The following is a 269-nucleotide window of genomic DNA, read 5'->3' on the forward strand; positions in this document are numbered from 1 at the left end:
TCAGCAGGCCGTGGTTGCGCAGCATGAGGAAGTTGGCGTGGCCCATGACGGCCTGCAGGCGCGGCTTCTCGTCGTCGCGGAAGGCCACGCCGTCGTAGTCGTGGTACGCCAGCGAGGCCAGCACGAAGGTCGACTGCTGGCGGATGGGCAGCACGCCGTTCTTCTGCGCGCTCACCGCGATGCCGGCCTTGGTGGGGGTGTGCAGCACGCACTGGATGTCTTCGCGCGCGGCCTGCCCCGCGCTGTGGCTGACGAAGCCCGCCGGGTTC

1 protein-coding gene is annotated in these 269 nt (G+C 69.9%); it reads right to left on the reverse strand.

The genetic code is table 11. The features are described from left to right. Window positions 1-269: class II aldolase/adducin family protein (locus tag AC0IYU_RS34850; RefSeq protein WP_472126970.1), on the reverse strand; the 269-nt coding region annotated here is incomplete at both ends.

The sequence above is a fragment of the Variovorax sp. AC103 genome, from assembly GCF_979254005.1.